The sequence below is a fragment of the Pseudomonas fluorescens genome, assembly GCF_041354075.1.
Lineage (GTDB): Bacteria > Pseudomonadota > Gammaproteobacteria > Pseudomonadales > Pseudomonadaceae > Aquipseudomonas > Aquipseudomonas fluorescens_CE.
Genome location: NZ_JARZGC010000003.1, coordinates 385,745 through 409,030 on the forward strand (window position 1 = coordinate 385,745; position 23,286 = coordinate 409,030).

Here is a 23,286-nt window from a genome sequence, read left to right on the forward strand (position 1 = left end):
TGACCCAAGGCATCTGTGATGAAATGCGACCCCACTCTTTACCGCGCCGCGCCGCCATCACTCGCCGTGAAACCCCGTCAGATCCGCCATCTGCTCCTGCCGCCATTGATCATCGCCCTGATGATCGGCCTGGGTTACCTCGGCTTCTGGCTCAGCGAGCACTACGGCATCCGCAGCCTCAGCGAGAACGGCCAGCGCCAGCTTGAGCTGCACGCCCGCGCCGTCGAGAGCGAAATCAGCAAGTACACCTACCTGCCCAGCCTGCTGGAACTCGAATCGAGTGTGTCCACGCTGCTGGCCGACCCGACGCCGGAACACCGCCAGGTCGTCAACGATTACCTCGAAGGCCTGAACCGGCGCAGCCGCAGCCGGGCCATCTATGTGATGGACACCACCGGCCGCGTCATGGCCACCAGCAATTGGCGCGATGTCGACAGCTACCTCGGTGAAGACCTGTCCTTCCGTGCCTATTTCCAGAACGCCATTCGTGGTCAGCCGGGGCGTTTCTATGGCATCGGCAGCACCAACGGCGAGCCCGGTTATTACCTGGCCCATGGCCTGGAAGAGCACGGCAAGATCATTGGCGTGGCGGTGGTCAAGGTTCGCCTGGAAGCCATGGAGGAACGCTGGCAACGGGCGCGCCTGGAAGCCTTCGTCAGCGACGAAAACGGCATCATCATCCTCTCCAGTGATCCTTCGCGGCGCCTCAAATCGGTGGTGCCGCTGAGCGAGGACATCAAGGAAAAACTCGCGCGCAGCCTCCAGTATTACTGGTTCCCGCTGAACGAGCTGCAACCGCTGGCCCGGGAAAAGCTCGCCGAGGGCGAAGAAAAGCTGACCTTCCCCGCCAACAGCGAAGTGGAGTCCGAGCAAGAAGACATCAGCTACCTCTCGCAAACCCGCCAGTTGAGTGACACGCCGTGGCATTTCACCCTGCTCACGCCGTTGCAGGATCTGCGCCGCCAGGCGATCAATCAGGGCATTCTCGTCGCCGTGGCGTTTGCCCTGGTGGCCTTCCTGCTGATCGCCTGGAACGAGCGCCGCAAGGTCATCGCCACCCGCCTCGCCGCCCGTGAAGCCCTGCAGGAAGCCAACAATCAACTGGAGCGTCGGATTACCGAACGCACCACCGACCTGCGCGCCAGCAACGAACGGCTCAAGGGCCAGATCCGCGAACGCCGGCACGCCGAGGAAACCCTGCGTCGCGCCCAGGATGAGCTGGTGCAGGCCGGCAAGCTCGCCGCCATCGGCCAGATGTCCACCAGCATCGCCCATGAACTGAACCAGCCACTGGCGGCGCTGCGCACCTTGTCCGGCAACACCGTGCGCTTCATGGAACGTGGCCAGCTGGACGTGGCGAGTACCAACCTCAAGACCATCAACGAACTGATCGACCGCATGGGCCGGATCACCGCCAGCCTGCGCGCCTTCGCCCGACGCGGTGACGACAAGGGCCAGGCCTGCCTGGGCAAGGGCGTGGAAGCGGCCTTGCAACTGCTGGGCACACGGGTCGAAAGCACCCACCTGCAAGTGCATCGCCGGTTCGAGGAAGTGCAGGTGCAGATCGACCAGACCCGCCTGGAGCAGATCCTGGTCAACCTGATCGGCAATGCCCTCGACGCCATGCAGGCCCAACCGCTGCCGGAGCTGTGGCTGGAAGGCGAAGCGTCGGATGGCAAATATCGCCTGCGGGTGCGCGACAACGGGCACGGTATCGACGACGATGCTCGCAAGCACCTGTTCGAACCGTTTTTCACCACCAAACCCGGCGAACAGGGCCTGGGCCTTGGCCTGACCTTGTCCGCCAGCCTGGCCGCCGCCACCGGTGGGCACCTGGGTGTCGAGCACCCGGCCAGCGGTGGCACCAGCTTCGTCCTCAGTTTACCGTTGGTAAGCCCTACTCCTGCCGAGCCAATATGAACAACGACCTTAGTGTACTGATCGTCGAAGACGACCCCCATGTGCTGCTCGGCTGCCAACAGGCGCTGACCCTGGAGGACATTCCCTGCATCGGCGTGACCAGCGCCGAAGAAGCACTGGAGCGGGTTGGCGAGAACTTTGCCGGGATCGTCATCAGCGACATTCGCCTGCCGGGCATCGATGGCCTGGAACTGCTGACCCGGCTCAAGGCGCGCGATCGCAGCCTGCCGGTGGTGCTGATCACCGGCCACGGCGACATTTCCATGGCCGTCGGCGCGATGCAGAAAGGCGCCTATGACTTCATGGAGAAACCGTTTTCCCCGGAGCGCCTGGTGGACGTGGCGCGGCGTGCGCTGGAGCAGCGCAGTCTGGCGCGGGAAGTGACGTCACTGCGCCGGCAACTGGCGGAGCGCGATTCCCTGGAAGGACGGATCATCGGGCGATCGCCGGCGATGCAGCAACTGCGCGAACTGATCGCCAATGTCGCCGACACCTCGGCCAACGTGCTGATCGAAGGCGAGACCGGCACCGGCAAGGAACTGGTTGCCCGTTGCCTGCATGACTTCAGTCGCCGCCACACCCGGCAATTCGTCGCGCTGAACTGCGGCGGCCTGCCGGAGAACCTGTTCGAAAGCGAAATCTTCGGCCATGAAGCCAACGCCTTCACCGGCGCTGGTAAACGGCGCATCGGCAAAATCGAACACGCGGACGGCGGCACGTTGTTCCTCGACGAAGTGGAAAGCATGCCGTTGCCCTTGCAGATCAAGTTGCTGCGGGTGTTGCAGGAGCGCACCCTGGAACGTCTCGGCTCGAACCAGAGCGTCGCGGTGGATTGCCGGGTGATCGCGGCGACCAAGTCCGACCTCGACGACTTGAGCAAGGCCGGCGATTTCCGCAGCGACCTGTATTACCGCCTCAACGTCGTGACCCTGGAACTGCCGCCGCTGCGCGAGCGCCGCGAGGACATCCTGCAACTGTTCGAGCACTTTCTGCAGCAGTCGTCCCTGCGCTTCGACCGGATCGCCCCGGAGCTGGACAACCAGACCCTGTCGCACCTGATGAGCCACGACTGGCCGGGCAACGTGCGCGAACTGCGCAACGTCGCCGAACGCTTCGCCCTCGGCCTGCCCGCCTTCAAGAAGACCGGCGCCAGCGCCGGCACCCAGGGCCTGGCCTTCGCCGAAGCGGTGGAAGCCTTCGAGCGCAACCTGCTGGGCGAGGCCCTGCAACGCAGCGGCGGCAACCTGACCCAGGCCAGCCTGGAACTGGGCATGGCCAAGACCACGTTATTCGACAAAGTGAAAAAATACGGGCTGAGCCACTGATGGATCTGATTTTGAAAGCCACGCTCGGTGCAGCGGTGGTGGTTGTGCTGGCGGCGCTGGCCAAGACCAGAAATTACTACATCGCCGGTCTGGTGCCTTTGTTTCCGACCTTTGCGCTGATTGCCCATTACATCGTCGGCAAGGGGCGCTCGCTGGAGGACCTGAAGACGACCATCGTGTTTGGCATGTGGTCGATCATTCCGTATTTCATCTACCTGGCGACCCTGTACGTGATGGTCGACCGCCTGCGCCTGGAGGCGTCCCTGGCGGTGGCGGCGGTAGCGTGGTTGATGGCGGCGACGGTACTGGTTTCGGTCTGGGTGCGCATCCACGCCTGACGCCCCCTTCCCTTGTAGGAGCGAGCATGCTCGCGATGGAGGTCCAGTCACCGCGGGCATTCAGACATCCCGCGTCATCGTTAAAGACCATCGCGACGGTTCGACGCCTCGACATGCTCGCTCCTACTGCCCGTAAACCCGCTGCAACTGCGCCTGGGTCAGTGCGTCCTCGAACGGCACCGGCACCGATTTCACCGCTCCGTACAGGTTGCGATAACGCCAGTAACTGCCCTGGTTGGCCAGTTGATAACCGCGCTCGACCACGCGCTGACCATCCAGCACATAACGCAAGGTTTCCTGGGCCGCTTCCGGTGGCGCCGGTTGCATCAGGTCGGCGGCCAGCACACGCATGGATTCGTCTATGCACTCGTCGAGCACCGCCGTGACCTTGTCCAGATCCAGGCCGCCGTCGTCGATGCATTGCTTGCCGCAACGGCGGATCGGCTGGCTGGCGACTTCGATGCGCATGCGGTACAGGGCCGAACCGGCAATGTCCTGGACCTGCACCTGATTGACCAGAATGAAGCTGCCGCGATCCGGGGTGAGCATCAGCTTGGGTTCGATCACCAGGCGTGCGGTGACGGCCCCCTCGCCCTGCTTGAGCCCGGCCACTTGTGAAGCCTGCTGGTAACGGCGTTGCAGGCGTTCCTGCAACGGCACGCCAGCCAGCAGGTCGGCCATTGGCCGGGCATCCTTCAGGGCGGATTTTTCCGCATCGCGTTGCAGGCTGCCGCTGCCCATCTGCGTGTTGATCAGGCTCGCCACCAGCAGCCCCGCGAGCCCGGCACTGCTGCCAGAGTTGGCGATCAGGTTATGACTCGACGACGCAGCATCCTGCGCCGTCTTGGCATCGATCACCGTGCTCGCACCGACAAACGACGGCGGCAGTTGCATATCGACTTTCAGGCCGTGGGCCTGCACGTACGGAGCTGCGCCCTGGGACCTGAAACCGGCTTCAGGCGCCGGTTTCTGCGCACAACCGGTCAGCATCAACAGGACCAGCGCGGTGGTCAGGCTGAACGAACGTTTCATTGTTCGAACGGCGTGATCATTTGCTGACGGCTGGTGTCCATGGCCTGGTAGAAAGCATTGGACAGGTTGGTGTAGGTCGGCTCGTCCCACTCACCCTGGGCCGCCTGCACCACGGCGAAGGGTTTGAACCAGAGCAGTTTGTTGTCAGCCAGATCGACCACCATGCCCTGCCCGGTCACCTGTGCCATCGGCACGCTGGTCGGCACGAAGCCGTAGTAACTGCGGGTGGCACCGGTGGCGAACACGTTCACCAGCAACAGGCGATCGACACCATAGGTGGCCTTGAGCGGCGTCAGGTCGCGCACGGTATAACCTTCACGGAAACTGTTTTCCTTGTAGACCTTCAGGTCCACCGGCTCGTTGATCCGCTTGACCTTGTAGCCCTTGGCTTCCAGCTTGGCGACGATGACATCGGGCAGCGTGTTGAGGTCGCGCACTTGCCATTTTTCGACGTTGTCGCTGAGCTTGCTGTTCACGCCCTTGTTGATCGCGTAGTCGAGAAGCCCCTGGTTACCGGTCAGTGCCAGCACCGGTGGCGGCACCACCGTGATCGCTACACCGATGGTCGGTTCCTTGGCATTCCAGAATTGTTGATCCAGTGGGACGGGGGGTTGCACGTGGGCACAGCCGGTGAGGGTCAGGCAGGCGAGCAAGGTGAGCGCCGCCCACGTACGAAAAGCGTGAACTGTCATGGATCAAATCCCTATGATTGAAAAACGTCGCTGTCTTTATCGGCAGCGACGGTCGAAAACCATAGTGGCACATTGATATATTTTTTCAACTCTGTGACAGCCGCCGCTCTATCTTCGCGCGCAGAGCCTGGGAATGATCAGCTACAAAAGGTTGCCCGCCACGGGCGCGTCGATCCGCGCCCAGTGTGAAGTGTCCTCGCGATGGGACTGCAGATACGGCAACACCGCTGCCAGCAGCGGCGCCTTGAACGCCTCCTGAAACCGATGGGCCAAGCCTGGAATCAAGCGCAACTGGCTGCCCTGGATATGCGCCGCCAGGTGCACGCCATGCATCACCGGCAGCAACGGATCGGCCGTGCCGTGCACCACCAGGGTCGGAACGCGCAACTGGTTGAGCAGCGCCACCCGGCTCGGCTCGGCGAGGATCGCCATGATCTGGCGCTTTACGCCCTCGGGGTTGAAGGCGCGGTCATAAGCCACCGCCGCCTGCTGCAACAACGCCTGTCGATCATCGCTCACGTCCGGGCTGCCGAGCGCCGCGAGCAGATCGGCCTGTTGCTCCAGCGCCACCTGGCGATTGGGGGCACCCCGGCGCGACAACAATTGCACCAGTGCCGCACTCGGCGCCGGCAAGCCTTCGGCCCCGGAGCTGGTCATGATCAGGGTCAGGCTTTCCACCCGTTGCGGCGCCATCGCCGCCATGTGCTGGGCGATCATCCCGCCCATGCTCGCGCCCAGCACGTGGAACTGCTCGACGTGCAAGGCCGTCATCAGACCCAGGGCATCGTCGGCCATGTCCGTCAGCGAATACGGCGCCGCCACCGGCAGGCCGAGCTTGTAGCGCAGCACTTCGAACGTCAGGTTGGCCTCGACCGGTGCCTGCTGCCACGTCGACAAGCCGACATCGCGATTGTCATAGCGGATCACCCGAAAGCCCTGTTGGCACAGCGCGACCACCACTTCATCGGGCCAGTGAATCAATTGCCCGCCCAGGCCCATCACCAGCAGCAGGGCCGGATCCGAGGTACGGCCGATGCTCTGGTAGGCCAGGCTGACCTGCGCCAGATCGACCCGTTCGGTCGCAACATTGACATCGCATCGAGACGCCGCCAACGACGGCAGGCCGAACAACAACGCGGCCAGAAAAACCACAGTGGAAAAAAATCGTGCACACATGAAGAAACACCGAAACGCAGAACCCCAGTAGAGCGCGAGTCTGATGAAGTTTGTTCAAGCGCGCTGCCACAGTTGCGTGACAGTTTGATGAAGATTGCCGAGTGGTCGGTGCCGGCACTCTGCGCGGTAACTATGTAGTGCCAACACCACCCGGCATTTTTCTTAAATGGCTCGCTCACGGGACGGACTTCCCGCCCCCACACCGAGCCATGCCCCCATGACCGATAGACGCCTGCCCGACCTCCCTGCCCCCGCACCTTTGGTCATGCCGCCCTTCTCAAGCCTGCCCGGCCACCACGATGAAAGCCTGATGCTGAGCGCCCTGGCGCGCTGGCGCGCGTGCTGCGAGGGTTTGCGCGAGCTGTTCGCCGGCGTGCCGTCCATCCGCGACACGGTCGACGGTTTGCTCAGGCAACAGCTCGATCTGGACGGCGTGCACGCCGGGCTCCTGCTCCCTGCCACCGGCGCCCAGCCCGAACGCTTCATTTCGCTGACGCACGCCTGCGCCTTTGCCTTTCAGCACCCGCAGCTGGACAGCGCGCTGGACCCGCACTGGCGAATCACCGGCCTGCCTCGCAGCCATTCGCTGTCGTCACTGACGCCCCGGCAAATGCTCGAGCGACTGAAGACGCTCAACCCGGAGCAGGCACACAACCGGCGCTGGCGCGACTTCTGGAGCGCCCGCGCTCCCGGCACGGCGGTGTCGCGACAGACCCGCGCCATTGAGCTGTACCGCAATCACTTCGAGGCCGCCGTTCATCTGGCCTTCGCCCGCAAGGCCCTGACGGCGCAACAGCTCGGGCCGCTGCTGTCGATCATGGACCCCGAGGTCGAGACGACGCCACCGAATGCTCCGCCCCTGCGCACCGAACAACTGGCGCTGGTGCTCAGTAATCAAAGCCGCCTCAAACTCACCGGCGCATGGGCCATCAGCCGTGGTCCGACGGTCGATGGCGAGCATTGGCTGTACCTGCCCAGCCATCCGGTGGCCATCCAGGCCTTCGGCAAGCGCAGCGACCTGGAGGATTGGCTGACCCGGCAGGGACTCGTCCCGCAGGGCCTGCCCAACGACAACCTGAGTATTGAGTACAGTGCGAAAAGTGCCCCCCTGCCGACCGGCGCCAGCGACCTGTTCGCCGGTCATCAGCAGGCTCAGATCAGCGCGCTGCGCAATGGCACCCGAGGCAAAACGAACCTGGCAGAACAGGGGGCGCAATCCCTGCTCCAGGCCGACGAGGTGGATCGACAACGTGGCAACAGCCCCGTCATCGCGTCACCGCCCAGGCTCGATGTCACGCAGCATGAGGACCGAAGCAGCGAACAACCGCTGTTCGGCAGCTTGTATGCCGACATCCCCTGGTCTTCGCGCCAAGCGGCGCTGAACCGGCAACGTGATGCGCTCGACCGCCTGATCGTGCAGGTCGGCAATGGCACCGGCCTGCAACCGCTCAAGGACTGGCTCAACGCCCTGGAGAAGGCCGAGCAGGACGCCGACAAGGCCGCCGTCTCCTTGCTCCACCGGCCACGTGCCGCGAGTTCCGAGCCTGAATTCACAGCCCTTCACAGCGCTCACAGGGCGGGTCTGAAGGCCGAGGCCGCCGTGCAACGCTTGCTCGGGCAACTCAGTGACGATGAGCACCACCTGCTGATGTCCGTGCTCGAACGCACCGACACGGCCCCGGTGGCCGCCAGCCTGAGCCTGTCGGCACCCGAACAGATCGGTGACACCCCTCGCGTCGTGCCCCAGGCACTGGACGGCGTCTTTGTCGTGAGCGCGGCCGATGCGCTCGCCGACGCCGACTCACCCCACAGCGTGCTGATCTATTGGCCGGGCAATGGCGGCGGACTGCAACGCTTCGCCAACCGTCGCGAGCTGGAACGTGTGCTCTTCAAGATGACGGCTGCGGCCAAGGGCACGACCCTGCAATGGCAAGCCATCACTGGCGACGCGCTCGAACATGGCCTGAAGCAACTGACCAACGACTTCGAAAAGCGCGCCAACGCCATTGCCGACGACGCGCCGCAACGTGCCGAACAACTGGAAACCCTGCGCGTCCTGGCTCTGGCGACCTTGCAGGTTCCAGTGCATGCCGCCAGAAACCTGGCCTTTGCCCACCGGCTGGAGCAGGACCGCAGCGCCGCCCTGGCCGACCACCTGCCCGACTGGCTGCAGCGGCTGCCGGTGGCCGATCGCGGCGCACTCAAGGCCTTGATCGAGGCGTACCTGAAGGCGATGAAGCGCAGCCACGAGTTGCTGACCCTCGCCCTGGAACCGCGCAGCGAGTTCACCCGCAAACACCTGCAAGCCCGATTGCGCCAGGACTTCTCGGTCAAGGGCGCGTTCGATGTGCAACTGGACATCCCCGATGCGGTCACCTGGGAAACCCGTTACTCCGCAGGCCCCACCGGCCCGGTGCGGACCACGGTCATGGTGGCCAGCGCCACACGCAGCAGGATGTCACTCGAAGCGTTGGCCCAACTGAACATCGACAGCGCCCTGTCGGTGCAACAGGACCCCCTGTCGCAGCGCCTGGTCCTGATGCACCGGGAAATCACCGCCGACAACGACAAGGAGCGCATTCGCCTGCTCAATGGCATCACGCCGACCTACCTGCGCAAGATCCTGCCGGAACTGGACCTGCCCAAAGCCTACGAGCAACAGATTCTCGACGCGTTCAAGGGCGCGCCCAGCGAGCCGGTATTCGTCCGGGAGCACCGTCGCGAGCCCCTGATCGAGCCCTGGCGCCTGATGCTCAAGTTGCAGGGTGAATGCGCGCGGCTGCAGAAACAGATCGACAGCGACGAATTGCAGATCCTGAACATGGCCATCGATGCCAATACCCCGGCGGGGTGGCGCGCCCACGGCAAACGCATCGTCCTGCTGCCGGCACGGCTGAGCGCAGGGGGCAAGGACACGTCCGGCGAAGGCCCGAGCACCTTGTCGGGCGTGACCTTCATCGAAGAACAGATCAGCGGCGTGACCCTGCTGTACCTGCCCGACGGCCCCGACGGCCGTTTCCTGCACCGCTACGACTCCCGCGAGGCGGCGCGCAAGGCGCTGTTCAATATGTGCCAGCAGGACAGGATGATCCGCTACCTGGCCGGCCGGGCCTTGGGCGGCGATGCCAGGGCCCATGAAAGTCGCCTCAACGAAGCCGTGCGCCGATACTTCGACGGCATGATCGAAATCGGCGCGCCGTGGCCAGCCTCCACCTCTTTGGCCGCGCATCTGCTCGACGCCCATATGGGTCGCCTGATCATCGCCCATCGCGACACTTCACGCTCCAATGCCGCGCTGTCCCTTGAGCGTTACGCGCTGGAAGGTCCGCGCGCCTTCAACTACATCAAGATGGCCCTCGGGGTGGTGCCCTTCGTCGGCACCGCGATTGCGCTCTACGATGCCTGGAACGCGGCGAATCAGGCCGTCGCGGCATTTCTTCGCGGCAACGTCGGCGATGGCCTGGCGGAACTGCAGACCGTGCTGCTGTGCCTGATCGACGCCGCCATGGACCTGCTGCCCGGCGAGGCGGCCACGTCCTCACTCGCCACTGAAGCGCGCCAGTTGACCCGCACGCGTCAGTTGCGTGCCCTGACGGCCAGTGCCGGTGCATTGCAGCCACCGTCCATGCGCAAGGCCCGACAGGTCGTGGCACGTTTCGCCGGCTACGAATACGAGCACCCCATCGCGCTGGTCGGGCTGCAACCGGCCACCCATGGCCTTTACCGCAATGTCTACAGGCACGCTGACGGTGACTTCATTGTCCGTCAGGGTCGGGTATTCCAGGTGCAGTTGAGCAAGGATCTGCGCCAGTGGCGGTTGTTCGGCAACAGCCGCAAAACCTACAAACAACCGATTGCTCTGGATGAAGCGGGCCAATGGGACACCTGGTTCGGTGTGTACGGCACGACGTTCGACGGCGGCGGTCTCGGCGGCGGCAACGTGCTTGGGCACGTGGCCAACGCGCTGGACCCGATCTGGCCGGACGCCATTCGCCAACGCCTGCCGCGCTGGTGGGCGGACCAGGCGTTTCGTCGTCACCATGCCTTGACCGAAGCGGCCGACGAACTCGCCGTTCGAATCAATGACCGGGTCAAGCTGACCGACACCGCGCTGGCCGCTTACAGGAGCGCTCCCCCGGAGCGTCTCGGGGCGCTGATGCAAGCCGCCGAAACAGCCTGCAGCGCCGACATCGAAATGGTCGGCCGGCACTATCAGACACTGGCGGACCTGCTGCCGCTCACCCACGGCAACAAGCGACGCGCACTCCTGGAATTCCAGAGCAACGATGCGCTGTTGATGACCGACCGATACAAACTACGGCTGATCTTCGCCAGTCATCGGGCCGATCCCGTGATCGACCGTATGGATGCCCTGACGGCGAAACTGGACACCATCCCTGCCGAGGCCTTCGCCGACCGCATGCGGCTGCTGGAGGACATCAGGAAGTTGCGTCTGGAGATTCTCCAGGCATTCGACACGATCGAGGCCCGTCGGCGGGACCTCAACCATTGGTACCAGCGCATTACCATCAGTGCCGATAAAGCCCACATGACCCGGGAAGTCACCGAGCTGAGCGGGCGCCTGAATGACACCACCCTTCTTTACCTCAGAACCGGTCACTTGCTGGAAACCGTGACGCGCTACGACGCGACGAGCGAAGTGTCGTGGCTCCTGTTGCAAAACCAGGCGATGGTCAAGCGAGACCAGGTCGACCGGGCCTTTTTCACTCAGTTCAGTCTGCCGGAGGTGACGGCCACCTGGGCGCAGCGCAACCAGATTCTGCAGGACTGCATCGACCAGTACAGTCGATTCCGTCGCGATCTGCAGGCGTGGACGGCCAGCTACCCGCAGCACTTTCATCTGGACGCCGTGCCGACCCTGCTCGACTGTATCGATAAAATGACCGAACGCGCGCGCAAGGCCCTCGACCTTGCACCACCGGCCGCTGCACCCGGAGTGCGCACAAAAAAAGTGTTCGTGACCGAAGACGACCAACTGCTGATTGGCGTGGAGCGCACGACCTCCACCAGCGGAAGACCGCAGTACACCGTGACCGGTCAAGGTGGATACAACGAAATCTGGGAGCTCGCCGCCAACGGCAAATCCCGCTTGTTGAACCCGCGAACCCGAGCGGCCGCTGCCGTTGAACGCAACCTTGAGTCGTTAGTGGCGGAAGCGCGTCAGCGCCTGGATTCACAAGAGACCTACCTGACACGGGTGCAGGCCTACGCGTCACAGAACATGCTGCCGGTCGATCTGGAGCACATGATGCTCAGCGAAGCGAATGAGCTGAGCCAGCGCGCGCGGAGCATCGAGACGCTTGCGCCGCAAAACCCGATCATTGTCCAGTTGCGGGGCAAGGCCACGGAGTTGACGGCCACCGGGCGTGCGATGAGAACCCGCCAGTCGCTGCAGACACGCCAGCCGACCGATGGCATGCTCGCCGACCTGATCGATCAGAAGGCCGTGGAGATCCGCAAGACTCGCCCCATCGCCAACCTGGGCAAACGCCGGGATGGCCGCAGCGACTTCATGCAGGAATACGAAATCTGGGACCTGACACAGACGCCGGCGAAAGTGCTGTGGTACGCCCACTTCCACTATGCCAAGGCCTCGGCGGCTCTGGGTGCTTTCGAGAAAGCCCATTTGAAGCTGCCGGAGCATCGTTTCCTGACCCATGCGGACAATGCCGACCTGCCCTATGCCGACATCGGCAAAAAATCGGCGGTACTGCCGCACTTTGAAAAGCTGTAAGGGAAAACCGGGGGGCTCTCTCACAGGCCAGGCGAACAGGTTATCGACAGTCCACACAACATGAGACAAACTCAACCTTTGTGCGCTGTCATCAAGTTTTGTTCATGGAGCCCCCGGTGCTTGAGATCCGTCATCTGAAAACCCTGCACGCCCTGCGCGAAGCCGACAGCCTGGTGGAAGCGGCCGAGCGCCTGCACCTGACGCAGTCGGCGCTGTCCCACCAGTTCAAGGAGCTCGAGGAGCGGCTGGGGATGCCGTTGTTCGTGCGCAAGACCAAACCGGTGCGGTTCACCAGCGCCGGTTTGCGCCTGCTGCAACTGGCCGAGGCCACCCTGCCATTGCTGCGGGGCGCCGAGCGCGACATCGCGCGGCTGGCCGGCGGCACCGCCGGGCGCTTGCACATGGCAATCGAATGCCACAGCTGCTTTCAATGGCTGATGCCGACCATCGACCAGTTCCGCGACGCCTGGCCGGAAGTGGAGCTGGACCTGGCGTCGGGTTTCGCCTTCGCCCCCCTGCCCGCCCTGGCCCGTGGCGACCTGGACCTGGTGGTGACCTCCGACCCGCTGGACATCGCCGGCATCACCTATGTACCCCTGTTCACCTACGAAGCGATGCTGGCGGTCGCCAACCAGCATCGCCTGGCGAACAAGTCGTACATCGTGCCCGAAGACCTGCTCACGGAAACCCTGATCACCTACCCGGTCGAGCGTGATCGGCTGGACATCTTCACCCGTTTCCTGGAGCCGGCCGACATCGAACCGGCGCAGGTCCGCACCTCGGAACTGTCGGTGATGATGATGCAATTGGTGGCCAGCGGCCGTGGGGTGTGCGGCATGCCCCACTGGGCGCTGCACGAATACAGCTCGCGGGGTTACGTCAAGGCCAAGCGCCTGGGTGAGAAGGGATTGTTCGCGACCTTGTACGCGGGGGTTCGTACCGACATGCTGGATGCGCCGTACATGCGCGATTTCCTGCTGACCGCCAAGGACACTTCGTTCTCGACCCTGGATGGGGTCAGCGCCGTCAAGTGACCCACCCTCCTGTAGAAGCGAGCTTGCTAGCGATAGTCCCGCCGTTGCTTCTGCAAAGGCAGGCCTGAAGCGGATCAGGCATTAGCCGTCAGCGAATCCCGATAAAACGGCAGGATCAGGTCGCGCGTCAATGGCGCCAGGCTGATGTCGCCGTCAGTGGCCGGGTCGATCCAGCGCACCTCTTCGATCTCCGCCGCCGGGGTGACCGGCGCATCGGTCGTCAGTTGAAACAGCTCGGCCTGCACGACGAACCCCGGCTCGTTGGCCGCCGGTGCCGAGAACGGCCCCAGGTAAGTGGCGCGCGCCGGATCGATGATCAAGCCCAGCTCTTCCTCCAGCTCGCGGGCCAGGGCCTGAACCGGTTGCTCATGGGCCTCGATCTTGCCGCCCGGTTGCATGAAGGCCTCGGTGCCGCGCTTGCGCACCAGGAGGGTACGGCCGTCAGGGCCGATCAGCAAAGCGGCGGCGATGCGGATGATACGGGGCGAAAGACTCATGGCGCGGCGTTGACCTCAGGGAAAAGCGCAAGGATCACATGAGTGCCCTCGCGCCGTCACCCCGAAAAAAACACCCCCGAGGGAGCTGCTCCTACCGGGGGTGGAGGTTTGCGATTACGTCGCTTCCTGAAAATCCATCTCCGGCGGCTGGCGGCGGAATCCACCGGTCAGCACCGCCAGGTACACCACGCCGATCGCCAGCCAGCTCAGGCCCAGGTAGATCGCGAGATGGTCGAGGCTGACCATCAGCCACAAGTCTGCCGCCAGGCCGATGAAGGGAAACAACAGGAACAGCACGAACTCGCGCAGCCCCTTCTGCTCGCCGCCGATCCAGTAATGAAAGATCACCGACAGGTTGACCAGGCTGAAGGCCAGGAACGCGCCGAAGTTGATGAACGAGGTCGAGGTGGTGACGTCCAGTTTCAACGCCAGCAGGGCGACGACCGCGCACAACAGGATGCTGTTGATCGGTGTGCCGAAGCGTTCGTGCAGGGTGCCGAAAAAGGACTTGGGCAACACTCCGTCGCGGCCCATGGCGAACAACAGGCGCGAACCACTGGCCTGGGCCGACAGGCCCGAAGCGAACTGGCCGACGATCAGGCCGATCAGGAAGATCGAGACGAACAGGTCGCCGCCGATGTTGCGGGCAATTTCATACGCTGCCGAATCAACGCTGTCGAACTGGAACGAAGGGTGCGCGATCTGCACGAAGTACGACACGCCGACGAAGATCAGCCCGCCGATCAGGGTGATCAGCATGATCGCTCGCGGAATGGTGCGGCGCGGGTCGCGGGTTTCTTCGGTGAGGGTACTGACCGCGTCGAACCCCAGGAACGAGTAACAGGCGATGGCGGCGCCGCTCATGATCAACGGCAGTTGCATGTCGCCATTGAAGAACGGCTCCAACGACCACAGCGGCGTGCTCGCATCGCCTGCCACGTAATGCACGCACAACGCGACGAAGGCGATCAGCACCAGGAACTGCACCAGCATCAGCAAGGCGTTGATGCCATTGGCCAGCTTCAGGCCGACGATGTTGATCGCGCTGGTGATGCCGATGAACGCCAGCACCCAGATCCATTGCGGCACCGCCGGGAACGCGGAATTCAGATACGCCGCGCCGATCAGCCAGATCGCCATGGGCAGGAACAGATAGTCGAGCAGCACCGCCCATCCGGCGATGAACCCCAGCTTGGGGCTGATGGCCTTGCGCACGTAGCTGTAGGCCGAGCCGGCCACGGGGAACGCCGAGGCCATGCGGCCATAGCTCATGGCAGTGAAGAACATCGCCACCAGTGCCGCCAGGTACGCCGCCGGCACCCTGCCTTCGGTGGATTGAGCGAGGATGCCGAACGTGCCGAGCACGATGATCGGCGTCATGTAGGCGATGCCAAACAGCACCACCGACCCCAATGAAAGGGTGCGTTGCAAACGAGCCATGAGCGACTACTCCGGAATTATTGGTTTTATGGCAGAGCCGAGTTCGGCGCAGGGTTTTCGGGTGTTGCTTTATTGTTCTTTGGTTCCAGCAAAAGTGTTGTCTGGCAGGGCCTCTTCGCTGGCAAGCCAGCTCCCACAGGTTGTGTGGCGTTCACGACGCCGGCATCCACCGCAGATCCCTGTGGGAGCGGGCTTGCCCGCGATGGCGTCGGCCCGACCGGCACAAAACTGCGGATCAGCCGTTGGGAATCAGCAACTCCCGCAACCCACAAGCATGCTCAACCACTGTCCCCGGCAGCTTCAGCCGCTGGTCATCCAGGTAGCGATAATCCTGGCGCGCCGCCTTCAGTCGGTTCAGGTCCAGTTCCACCGCGAACTGACCTTCCTCGCGGCCGGCCTCGAACAACAACGTGCCCAAGGGGTCGACCAGCGCACTGCCGCCGGCAAACAGCAACCCGCCGTCACCCTCTTCCACCCGGTTGACCATCACCGCAAACGCCTGGTTTTCCTGGGCGCGGGCCATGATCGCGGTGCGGTGCGTGGGGCCGTAGGGGTCCATGTTGCCGTTGGTGACGATCAACAGTTCGGCGCCCAGTTGCGCCAGCGCGCGGGCGGTTTCCGGGAACTCGATGTCGTAGCAGATCAGCAGCCCGACCCGCACGCCGTTCCACAGGCAGGTGGCGTAGCGGTCACCCGCCTCGTACACGCCGCGATCCGACGCCCACAGGTGGGTCTTGCGGTATTTCAGGGCAATGCCGTCGGGGGTGATCAGCAAGGTGGTGTTGAAGAAGCGGCCGTTGTCGTTCTCCGAGGTGCCGATGACCACGGCGACATTTCGCTCGCGGGCAGCCGCGACGATCGCGCTGACGGTCGGGCCGTCCAGCGGTTCGGCGACGTCGGCCACGGCGTCGGCGTTGGAAAAGCCCATCAGGTGGCTTTCCGGAAACAGGATCAATTGCGTGTCGGCCGCGCAGCCGGCAATCGCTGCCAGTGCACGCTTGAGGTTGTAGGCCGTGTCATTGTCACGGCCGGCCAATTGGGCGAGTTCGACCTTCATGGGTATCCCTTGTTCTGGTGGCCGGGCAGCAGAAAGATTGCCCGGTCGGTGTCTGTGCGCCAGTATGCGCAGCAAGCAACCGGCCAGGGAATCACGCAGCCGGGGTAACACCATAGGGGTAGAGCCATGACACTCGCGCTGGACGACATCGCCTGGCACCGTTCGGTGGGGCAACTGATCGACGCCCTGGACAAGCCCAATTTCTGGACGCAACTGGTGCGCCTGCTCGACCAATACGTCCCCTGCGACAGCTGGGTGGCGTTGCTGTTCAGCGCCGATCAGCACCCACAGGTGTTTGCCGAATGCCCGGGCGAGGACGGCGGCCCCGATCAGTTGTTCCAGGATTACCTGCGCGGCCTGTACCTGCTCGACCCGTTCTACATCGCCTGCCGCGAGCAGTCGCGAACCGGACTGTATCGCCTGGCGGAAGTGGCGCCGGAGCATTTCGAACTCACCGAGTACTATCAACGATACTTTCGTGTGAATGTCGTGGCCGACGAAATCCAGTTTAATTGCCAGCTTGAGGGCGAGCGCACGCTGTGCCTGTCACTGGGCAGCAAGCAGCGCTTCAGCGCCGAGCAGATTGCCCTGCTGTCGTTGATCCAGCCTTGGGTGCTGGGCCTGTTGCGCCAACGCCTGCCGTACGAAATCAACGAGGTCGTAGCGCTCGCGCCCGCACCCGTGCAGGGTGACTGGCGTGTGCAGCTGGAGGCGTCGGTGCAGCAACTCAAGGGCGCACAACTGACGGCCCGGGAGCTGGATGTCGGGCGCCTGATGCTCAGCGGCTGCTCCAGCAAGGAAATCGCCCGCAAGCTGGAAATCTCCGTAGAAACCGTGAAAGTCCATAAGAAACACATGTACAGCAAGCTGGGGATCAAGTCCCAGTCCGAGCTGTTTTCGATTTTTCTGCAGGCGCAAAATGCCTGATGAGTGCCGAACTGCCGTTCTGTGGGAGCGGCGGTGAATGCAAGAACCGAGTCCGAACCAGGGAAACCGTATGAGCCTGTCACTCCTGAGCCGCTACGCCTTCTTTGCCGCGTGCGTGATCTTCACCCTCGCCAGCCTGCCCTTCCTCGAGCACGACTGGCTCTGGCCGATCACTGCCGTCACCCTGGTGCTCAGCCTGATCGGCGTGTTCGATCTGCTGCAAAGCCCCCACGCGGTGCGCCGCAACTACCCGATCCTGGGCAACATCCGTTACCTGGTGGAGGGTATTCGCCCGGAAATCCGTCAGTACCTGCTCGAATCCGACAGCGACGCACTGCCCTTCTCCCGCGCCCAGCGCTCGCTGGTCTACTCGCGGGCCAAGAATGAAAGCGCCGACAAACCCTTCGGCACCCTGATCGACGTGTATCAGTCCGGTTTCGAATTCATCGGTCATTCGATGCGCCCGGCCCCCTTGAGCGACCCCAACAGTTTCCGCGTCACGGTGGGCGGCCCGCAGTGCACCCAGCCGTATTCGGCCTCGGTGTTCAACATCTCGGCCATGAGCTTCGGTTCGCTCAGCGCCAACGCCATCCGCGCGCTGAACCAGGGCGCCAAGCTCGGCAACTTCGCCCACGACACCGGCGAAGGCAGCATCAGTGCCTATCACCGGGAAAACGGCGGCGACCTGACCTGGGAACTGGGCAGCGGCTATTTCGGCTGCCGCACCGCAGACGGGCGTTTCGACCCGGAACGCTTCGCCGCCCAGGCGCAGACACCGCAGGTGCGGATGATCGAAATCAAGATGAGCCAGGGCGCCAAACCCGGCCACGGCGGGATTCTGCCCAAACACAAGGTCACCCGGGAAATTGCCGAAACCCGTGGCATCCTGATGGGCGAAGACTGCATCTCGCCGTCGCGACACAGCGCGTTTTCGACGCCCATCGAACTGATGCAGTTCATCCAGCAACTGCGTGAACTGTCGGGTGGCAAACCGGTAGGCTTCAAGTTGTGCCTGGGCCACCCGTGGGAATTCATGGGCATCGCCAAGGCGATGCTGGAAACCGGCATCCTGCCGGACTTCATCGTCATCGATGGCAAGGAAGGCGGCACCGGTGCCGCGCCGGTGGAGTTCACCGACCACATCGGCGTGCCGATGCGCGAAGGCCTGCTGTTCGTGCACAACACCCTGGTGGGCCTGAACCTGCGGGACAAGATCAAGCTGGGCGCCAGCGGCAAGATCGTCAGCGCGTTCGACATCGCCAGCGTCCTGGCCATCGGTGCCGACTGGGCCAACTCGGCGCGCGGCTTCATGTTCGCCATCGGCTGCATCCAGTCGCAAAGCTGCCACACCAACAAATGCCCGACCGGCGTCGCCACCCAGGACACCCTGCGCCAGCGCGCCCTGGTGGTGCCGGACAAGGCCCAGCGCGTCTACAACTTCCACCGCAACACCCTCAAGGGCCTGGCCGAAATGCTCGCCGCTGCGGGCCTCGATCATCCGTCGCAACTGTCGGCCAAGCACCTGGTGCGACGCATGTCAGCGACCGAGATCAAGCTGTTCTCGCAGTTGCATGTATTTTTGAAACCGGGGGAATTGCTCACTGGAGAGGTCAACGGCGAGTTCTATTCGCGGATGTGGCAGATGGCGCGGGCGGACAGTTTTGAGCCTAATGAAGTGGCAGCGGCGTGACATCACCGCACGGCGCTGGAGGCCTGGGGGCTTTCAGCGCGGTGTTCCCGAACGAACAGATGCACGCCGATGCGCCCGGCCCTCAACGTCCTCATCCACTTCCAACCCTCGGGGAATGGCGGGACGCTTTGCAAATCGAGCCGATTGTTCACCCACCAGACTCTGTCCGAATGAAACGTGACGGATGACAGGTCGCTGGAAAGAATCCGCTCCTGAGGAATGAACAACCAGGGGCCCTGGCCCTTGATCGGCGGGTCGGTCGTGTAGAGCCTCGGCTGGATCCCGGTGTCATTGTAATAACTGAACGGCAGATACCAGAAGAACCCGTCGACAACGACCTCATCGCTCCTGTCGGCCTGTCGCTTCAACGCTTCTACCACGATGTCGACCCTGCCCACGTGACGAACGAACGTCCCCTCCAGTGAATCCTGCTGTGCGTACACCCGCTGCAATCCAAAGGTTTCGCCTGCGACCGCCAGGCACAGGCAGAGGAAAGCGCAGAGCGGGCGATGCTCCGCCAGTTTATCCAGGGCAATGGCGACGACCATGGGCAAACCCACGACGCAGAAGAGCAGGTATCGGGATACGAAAATGGGAACGACCCAGGACAGCGCGAACAGGACAATGACCGGCAAAAACCCGTAGTGAATGAGCAGCCACATCGCTCGACGCTCCCGTCGCCTGTCACGCAATGCCACCCATGCGCAGGCGAGGATCAACGCCGAAACCCCAAGCGCCCACCCCATCCCGTGGTTCGTGACCGAAATCATCACGGCCGATCGCGCAAAGAATTCAGGCAGCAATTGCCATGTCGAGGGCGCGATCCACTCGATGCCCTGACTGTGCGACACCTGCCGAAAAAAGTTCGGCAGCCAGGGCAAATACAGCGCGACGATCGCGACGTTGGCCGTCAACCATTGCCGCACGGGCAGTAACACGGAAGCGCCGCTGCCCAGCCCCGACCAGTACAGCCAATGCACCAACACGCAGAGCGCGGCAAAGTAGTGGGTGTAAAACGCCGCCGTCATCAGCAGCACATACATTACCGGATAGCGCTTGAGGTGCGGTTGCCGCCCCCAGCAGACCAGCACGACAGTCGCCGCCATCAGCCAGAATCCGATCAGCGTATACATGCGCGCTTCCTGGCTGTAACGGATCGATATCGGCAGCAGCGCAAACAGCAAGCCGGCGATACAGGCGGCCCGGCGGCTGGCGACCAGGCTCATCAGTTGCATGCACAGCAGCAAGGTGCCGATGTCCAGCACCACGCTGAGCATGCGCACGCTCGCCGCACCACTGCCAGACAGGCACATCCAGTAATGCAGCATCACGTAATACAAGGGTGGATGAACATCGCCTGCTGTAATGTTCCAGATCTGCCCAGGGGATCGTTCGGCCAGGAGCAGACTGAAACTTTCGTCGAACCAGATGACGGGAATCGCAATGCCATGGAACCTGACGATGAAGGCCAGCGCCACCAGCGCAAAAAGTGCCAGCGGGTACCCGCGCCAGCGCTGCTTGCTGGCCAGGCGGTCCATCAGGCGTGGCGCCGCGGTCATTTCACTCTCTGCATCGGGAGAGGGTCAGCCTGCGCGCTCTGACTTCTCACGATGTCCTTGATCACATACCGCGGCCGATGCTTGGCCTCCATATAGATCCGCCCGATGTACTCGCCCAGGATGCCGATACCGATCAGTTGAACCCCACCCAGAAACAGAATCGCGGTCATCAGCGACGGATAGCCCCGCACATCGTTGCCGAACAGCAGCTTGTCCAGCACCATGTAGACCGCATAACCCAGCGCCATCAGCGAAATGACGCCGCCTACGTAGGACCAGACCCGCAGCGGCACGGTGCTGAAGGACGTGATGCCTTCCAGCGCCAGGTTCCACAGTTTCCAGCCACTGAACTTGCTCCGCCCGACAGCCCGTGGAGCCCGCTCGTACTCGATGATGCGTGTGTCGAAACCTGCCCACGACAACACGCCTTTCATGAACAACTGCTGCTCGGGCAAGCCCTTGATGACCTCCACGACTTTCCTGTCCATCAAGCGAAAGTCGCCGACGTTTTCCTCGATGCGGGTCGAAGCCATCCGGTTGAGCAATTGATAGAACAAGGCCGCGAAATGACGCTTGAGGAAACTGTCGGATGAGCGATGAAGACGTTTGGCCAGGACGACGTCGGCGCCATCCTGCCATGCGCTGATCAACCTGGGGATAACGTTTATCGGGTCCTGCAGATCGACGTCCATGGGGATGATCGCGTCGCCACTGGCGTACTCCAGGCCAGCGAACAACGCGGGCTCCTTGCCGAAGTTGCGCGAGAAATTGATCAACACCACATCGCTATCGTGCAGTGCGATGGCCTGTGCCAGAGCCGCCGTGCTGTCCGAGCTGCCATCGTTGATGAAGACGATTTCGATCCGGTAGGCACTCAGGGACGGCTCATTGCGCACAGCCTGATAAAAGCCCTGAATGGCCAACTCTTCGTTGTACACCGGCACGATCAACGAGATGTTCAAGCTTCAGGATCCCTAAACACGATGAACCTGGCGTAGAAAAAACCGAGAAACAAGCTCAGCAGCGAAAACGTCACGACCGTCACCAGACGGCGTATGTCATGGGTGTCAGCAATGAACCCCAAGCCGTAGCTGAGCAACCCCATGAAGCCGACGAAGAGCAGGTAGCGCCACATGGACACCCGCGAGTCGAACGTATAGACGGCGTTCACATAGAAGGAAAACGAGGCGGCGACGCAGAACGCGAGGAAATTGCCAAGTGCCTGGCTGAGCTCGACGGCCGTGGTCAGGACGAAAAACATCTGCCAGTGGATGAGGGTGTTGGCGACCCCGATCACGGCATAGCTGGAAAAACCTTTCCATAACGGGCGCATAGTGAAAAGTCCTGTTTAACACCGCCTACAGTCCCGGCTCCAGGCCGGCCTGTCTACTGTCAGAAATCACAGGTCCAGGGCGTTTTCGGACCAGCGGTTAAACAGCGCTTCAACATCCCGTAATATCCCGACTTTGCATTTAGCGGCGAATCACGCCACCCTGCGCGCCGCTCTGTGCGGCGCGCGACACTGGCGCTGTGCAATTTCCACATCAACACCCGTTCCCGAGCCCGCTGTCATGACGTCTGAACGCGACCACCGAATCGACTTTTTCCGCGGCCTGGCGCTGATCTTCATTTTCTGGGATCACGTTCCGCATAATCCGCTGGGTCAAATCACCCCGCGCAACTTCGGTTTCAGCGACGCCGCCGAAATATTCGTGTTCCTGGCCGGTTATGCCGCCGTCCTGGCCTACGGCAAGATCCTCAAGCGCGACGGTTACCTGTTCGCCTGCCTGAAAATCCTCAGGCGCGCCTGGGTGCTCTACGTGGTGCACATCTTCCTGCTGGCGATGCTGATGGGCATCGTGTTCTTCGCCAACAGCCATGTGGAAACCCGGGATCTGGTGGAAGAAATGGGCATGCAGCATTTCATCACCAACCCGCAGCAGGCCCTCACGGATGAACTGCTGCTGCGCTTCAAGCCCAACCTCATGGACCCGCTGCCGCTGTACATCGTGTTGCTGGCCGGTTTGCCCCTGGCGCTGCCGCTGCTGGTGCACAGGGCCTGGATCGCCGTCGCGCTGTCGTTGACGGTGTACCTGCTGGCGCCGTGGTTCGGCTGGAACCTGGCGGCCATCAAGGATGGCGTGTGGTACTTCAACCCGGTGGTCTGGCAGTTGCTGTTCGTGCTCGGCGGCGCGGCGGCCAGCCACGGTCAGCAGGCGCGTTTGCCCGAGAACCGTCCGCTGGCCCGCCAGCCGTTATTTGTCAGTGCGGCGCTGTACGTGGTCTTCACTGGCGTGATCACCCTCTCCTGGCGTTGGCCGGAAATACACGATGCGGTGATGCCGGCCTGGCTGAGCAACCTGATCTACCCGATCAGCAAGACCGACCTGTCGCCCGTGCGGCTCCTGCATTTCCTGGCGATGGCGTATGTGGTCGCCAGGCTGCTGCCGGACACCGGCTGGACACAGCACTGGCTGGCGCAACAATCCTGTCGCATGGGGCGGTATTCCCTGGAGGTCTTCTGCCTCGGCGTGTTGCTGGCGCCGCTGGCCGACATGATCAATGCCATGACCGACGATGCCTTTGCCATGCAGATTTTCACCGCGCTGGTGGGTGCGGGGTTGATGGCGTTGCTGGCGGCATGGCTGGAGTTCAACAAGCGGTTGAATCGGTTGCATGCGGTGGCGGCTTGAACACCGGCACCCTGTAGGAGCGAGCATGTCGAGGCGTCGAACCGTCGCGATGGACGCTTAGACGACGCGGGAAACCTGACATCCCTCGTCATCGTTAACGACCATCGCGACGGTTCGACGCCTCGACATGCTCGCTCCTACAGGGTGCCGG

17 protein-coding genes are annotated in these 23,286 nt (G+C 62.9%); 8 read left to right on the forward strand and 9 right to left on the reverse strand.

Annotated features, from left to right (window positions below):
- Positions 1-18 precede the first annotated feature (18 nt).
- Genes QIW53_RS05965 through QIW53_RS05975 form a run of 3 tightly spaced genes read left to right on the forward strand, consistent with a single transcriptional unit; the run spans position 19 to position 3,583 of the window.
- Positions 19-1,920 (forward strand): sensor histidine kinase, encoded by a 1,902-nt coding sequence (locus tag QIW53_RS05965; RefSeq protein WP_371048709.1) that lies wholly within the window; start codon positions 19-21, stop codon positions 1,918-1,920.
- Complete coding sequence (locus tag QIW53_RS05970; RefSeq protein ID WP_371048710.1) at positions 1,917-3,245, forward strand: sigma-54-dependent transcriptional regulator; 1,329 nt, start codon at positions 1,917-1,919, stop codon at positions 3,243-3,245. The genes QIW53_RS05965 and QIW53_RS05970 overlap by 4 nt, the downstream gene beginning before the upstream one ends.
- A gap of 8 nt (positions 3,246-3,253) precedes the next feature.
- On the forward strand, positions 3,254-3,583 hold the full coding sequence (locus QIW53_RS05975; protein WP_371048737.1) for a GlpM family protein: 330 nt from the start codon (positions 3,254-3,256) through the stop codon (positions 3,581-3,583).
- Between the two features lie 123 nt (positions 3,584-3,706).
- Here QIW53_RS05975 and QIW53_RS05980 read toward each other — a convergent pair whose 3' ends face one another.
- The 3 genes from QIW53_RS05980 to QIW53_RS05990 all read right to left on the reverse strand — a co-directional run bounded on the left by QIW53_RS05980 (position 3,707) and on the right by QIW53_RS05990 (position 6,483).
- Positions 3,707-4,615 carry a hypothetical protein gene (locus tag QIW53_RS05980; RefSeq protein WP_371048711.1) on the reverse strand — a complete coding sequence of 303 codons (909 nt, stop codon included), beginning with the start codon at positions 4,613-4,615 and terminating at the stop codon, positions 3,707-3,709.
- Positions 4,612-5,307, reverse strand: a complete 696-nt coding sequence (locus QIW53_RS05985) for a hypothetical protein (RefSeq protein ID WP_371048712.1) — start codon at positions 5,305-5,307, stop codon at positions 4,612-4,614. The genes QIW53_RS05980 and QIW53_RS05985 overlap by 4 nt, the downstream gene beginning before the upstream one ends.
- A 141-nt stretch (positions 5,308-5,448) precedes the next feature.
- Entirely contained in the window at positions 5,449-6,483 is a 1,035-nt protein-coding gene (locus QIW53_RS05990) for an alpha/beta fold hydrolase (protein ID WP_371048713.1), read from the reverse strand.
- Between the two features lie 217 nt (positions 6,484-6,700).
- Here QIW53_RS05990 and QIW53_RS05995 point away from each other — a divergent pair, with 217 nt between their 5' ends.
- Both QIW53_RS05995 and metR read left to right on the forward strand, forming a co-directional pair.
- Positions 6,701-12,238 carry a dermonecrotic toxin domain-containing protein gene (locus QIW53_RS05995; RefSeq protein ID WP_371048714.1) on the forward strand — a complete coding sequence of 1,846 codons (5,538 nt, stop codon included), beginning with the start codon at positions 6,701-6,703 and terminating at the stop codon, positions 12,236-12,238.
- 116 nt (positions 12,239-12,354) lie between these two features.
- Positions 12,355-13,272, forward strand: coding sequence for a transcriptional regulator MetR (gene metR / locus QIW53_RS06000; RefSeq protein WP_371048715.1), 918 nt, complete (start codon positions 12,355-12,357; stop codon positions 13,270-13,272).
- Between the two features lie 74 nt (positions 13,273-13,346).
- Here the strand turns inward: metR and QIW53_RS06005 are convergent, their stop codons facing one another.
- From QIW53_RS06005 to QIW53_RS06015, 3 genes are all read right to left on the reverse strand, one after another.
- Positions 13,347-13,769 (reverse strand): NUDIX hydrolase, encoded by a 423-nt coding sequence (locus QIW53_RS06005; RefSeq protein WP_371048716.1) that lies wholly within the window; start codon positions 13,767-13,769, stop codon positions 13,347-13,349.
- A 114-nt stretch (positions 13,770-13,883) separates the two neighbouring features.
- Entirely contained in the window at positions 13,884-15,209 is a 1,326-nt protein-coding gene (locus tag QIW53_RS06010) for an APC family permease (protein ID WP_371048717.1), read from the reverse strand.
- Positions 15,210-15,444: 235 nt separating this feature from the next.
- Positions 15,445-16,266: a carbon-nitrogen hydrolase family protein gene (locus QIW53_RS06015; protein WP_371048718.1), complete on the reverse strand. Its 822-nt coding sequence runs from the start codon at positions 16,264-16,266 to the stop codon at positions 15,445-15,447.
- 126 nt (positions 16,267-16,392) lie between these two features.
- Here QIW53_RS06015 and QIW53_RS06020 point away from each other — a divergent pair, with 126 nt between their 5' ends.
- Both QIW53_RS06020 and QIW53_RS06025 read left to right on the forward strand, forming a co-directional pair.
- Positions 16,393-17,193 carry a helix-turn-helix transcriptional regulator gene (locus tag QIW53_RS06020; RefSeq protein WP_371048719.1) on the forward strand — a complete coding sequence of 267 codons (801 nt, stop codon included), beginning with the start codon at positions 16,393-16,395 and terminating at the stop codon, positions 17,191-17,193.
- A gap of 70 nt (positions 17,194-17,263) precedes the next feature.
- Positions 17,264-18,883 (forward strand): FMN-binding glutamate synthase family protein, encoded by a 1,620-nt coding sequence (locus QIW53_RS06025; RefSeq protein ID WP_371048720.1) that lies wholly within the window; start codon positions 17,264-17,266, stop codon positions 18,881-18,883.
- 2 nt (positions 18,884-18,885) lie between these two features.
- Here QIW53_RS06025 and QIW53_RS06030 read toward each other — a convergent pair whose 3' ends face one another.
- Genes QIW53_RS06030 through QIW53_RS06040 form a run of 3 tightly spaced genes read right to left on the reverse strand, consistent with a single transcriptional unit; the run spans position 18,886 to position 21,775 of the window.
- Positions 18,886-20,421 (reverse strand): glycosyltransferase family 39 protein, encoded by a 1,536-nt coding sequence (locus QIW53_RS06030; protein WP_371048721.1) that lies wholly within the window; start codon positions 20,419-20,421, stop codon positions 18,886-18,888.
- A 17-nt stretch (positions 20,422-20,438) separates the two neighbouring features.
- The gene (locus QIW53_RS06035) at positions 20,439-21,404 is read right to left on the reverse strand and encodes a glycosyltransferase family 2 protein (protein ID WP_371048722.1); all 966 of its coding nucleotides are present in this window, start codon (positions 21,402-21,404) and stop codon (positions 20,439-20,441) included.
- On the reverse strand, positions 21,401-21,775 hold the full coding sequence (locus tag QIW53_RS06040; RefSeq protein WP_371048724.1) for a GtrA family protein: 375 nt from the start codon (positions 21,773-21,775) through the stop codon (positions 21,401-21,403). Before QIW53_RS06040 ends, QIW53_RS06035 begins: the two co-directional genes overlap by 4 nt.
- Before the next feature lie 238 nt (positions 21,776-22,013).
- On the opposite strand from QIW53_RS06040, the gene QIW53_RS06045 reads away from it, so the two are divergent.
- Complete coding sequence (locus tag QIW53_RS06045) at positions 22,014-23,135, forward strand: OpgC family protein (RefSeq protein ID WP_371048725.1); 1,122 nt, start codon at positions 22,014-22,016, stop codon at positions 23,133-23,135.
- The last annotated feature ends 151 nt before the right edge of the window (positions 23,136-23,286 follow it).